Genomic DNA, 1,879 nt, shown 5'->3' with positions numbered 1-1,879 from the left:
TGTGGCCGCGCACCCGCCCGGCGTGCCGGCGTGAGCGCGACCGGCCTCGCCGCGCGACGCGCGGTGTGGGACGCGCTGGCCGAGCTGTACCTGGACGATGCGGTCGACGCGCGGCATGCGCAGATCGCCGCGGTACTCGCCGCCTCGCCGTTCGCCACCGATACGCTGTGGCAGATGCTGCGCGAGGACGTGCATCCGCGGCTGGCGCCGAACCTGCTGACCACGGCCGGCGCCTGGCAGGGCATCGACGGCGACTGGCTGAGCGCGGCGATCCAGCAGCGCCGCGGTGCGCATCGCGTGTCCGCCTGGCGCACCCGCGACTATCCGCGCCGGCAGTGGCGCCTGCTGCTGCCGCAGGTGCTGGCGCAGCGCGCGGCGCACTGACGCGACGGCCGACGCTGCCTTTCCTGTTCTTTCGCAACGACGACAACGATGCATATCGACACCCTGGGGCAGGGCCCCGATCTGGTCCTGCTGCACGGCTGGGCGTTGAACGGCGGCATCTTCGCGCCCTTGGTCGAGCGCTTGTCGGCGCAGTACCGCCTGCACCTGGTGGACCTGCCCGGGCACGGCCACAGCCGCGGCGACGACACGCCGCTGGCATTGCCGCACGTGGTCAGCGCGATCGCCGCGGCCACGCCGCCGGCCGTGTGGCTGGGCTGGTCGCTGGGCGGGCTGTTCGCGCTGCACGCCGCCGCCACGCAACCGCAGGTGCGCGGGCTGGCGATGCTCGCGGCGACGCCGCGCTTCGTCCGCGGCAGCGACTGGCCGCACGCGGTGGAGCCACAGGTGTTCGAACAGTTCGGCCGCGATCTGGCCGAGGACTATCGCGGCACCCTCGAGCGCTTCCTGGCACTGGATACGCTCGGCTCGGCGCACGCGCGCGCCGAACTGCGCACCCTGCGCGAAGCGCTCGACGCCCGCGGCGCGCCCGACCCGCACGTACTGCAGGACGGCCTGACCCTACTGGAACGTACCGATCTGCGCCGCGCCCTGCCCGGCCTGCGCGTGCCCAGCCTGTGGATCGGCGGCCAGCGCGACCGCCTGGTCCCACCCGCAGGCATGGAGGCCGCCGCTGCGCTGGCGCCGAACGCGCGCGCGCTGATCGTCGCCGGCGGCGGCCACGCCCCGTTCCTCGGCCATGCCGATACGGTCGCCGAGGCGCTGCGTGGATTTATGGCGACGCTGGACTAGCGGCGTCACGCCGCGCGTTCCACGATGCTGTCTTAGGAGCGGCTTCAGCCGCGACACGCCCGTTGCGTCGGGTCGCGGCTGAAGCCGCTCTACTAGCGCTTGCGTCGAGCCCGCCGGATGCACTGCGGGAGGGACTTCAGTCCCGACGCATTGCGCCATCGGAAAACGCACACCGTCTCGCGCGTCGCGTGCTGCATGACAGTTGACTCCCACAAGGCATCACGCGACCCGCACCGACGTCAGAAAGACGCAAGCGGCTCCGCCGTGGGACTCAACTGTCGTGCCGCCGCGACAAGCGAAGCCGAAAGCCGACCGACACCCTCCGTCGTCGGGACTGAAGTCCCTCCCACAAGGATGCCGGCTATCCCTGTGGGAGCGACTTCAGTCGCGACGCATGGCAGCAAAACGCTGCGCAGCGAAGCCGCTCCTGCACCTACCGTGCGTGCTCAATGTCCTCAACGTCGCGGAGCGACGCTGGCCGCCACAGCGCCGATGTCCGATCATCGCGGTTCCTTCGAACGAGAGTGCAAGCATGGACCTGGGAATCGCCGGCAAATGGGCGCTGGTCTGCGCCGCGAGCAAGGGGCTGGGGCTGGGCTGCGCGCAGGCGCTGGCCCGCGAAGGCGTGCACGTGGCGATCGTGGCGCGCGGCCAGGCCGGGCTCGATGCGGCCGCGGCGCAGCTG

The 1,879-nt window shown here is 72.0% G+C and carries 3 protein-coding genes; all 3 read left to right on the top strand.

Annotated features, from left to right (window positions below; translation table 11 throughout):
• Positions 1 to 30: 30 nt before the first annotated feature.
• The gene (locus D588_RS0116700; RefSeq protein ID WP_017916790.1) at positions 31 to 384 is read left to right on the top strand and encodes a hypothetical protein; all 354 of its coding nucleotides are present in this window, start codon (positions 31 to 33) and stop codon (positions 382 to 384) included.
• A 48-nt stretch (positions 385 to 432) separates the two neighbouring features.
• The gene (gene bioH, locus D588_RS0116695; protein WP_017916789.1) at positions 433 to 1,194 is read left to right on the top strand and encodes a pimeloyl-ACP methyl ester esterase BioH; all 762 of its coding nucleotides are present in this window, start codon (positions 433 to 435) and stop codon (positions 1,192 to 1,194) included.
• 532 nt (positions 1,195 to 1,726) lie between these two features.
• Positions 1,727 to 1,879: SDR family NAD(P)-dependent oxidoreductase (locus D588_RS25100; RefSeq protein WP_043085500.1), on the top strand; the 153-nt coding region annotated here is incomplete at its 3' end.

Origin of the sequence: Xanthomonas sp. SHU 308 (assembly GCF_000364645.1) — a bacterium.
Taxonomy (GTDB): Bacteria; Pseudomonadota; Gammaproteobacteria; order Xanthomonadales; family Xanthomonadaceae; genus Xanthomonas_A; species Xanthomonas_A sontii.
The sequence above is the reverse complement of the archived record's forward strand: the minus strand, read 5'-3'. Positions and strand labels throughout refer to the sequence as shown.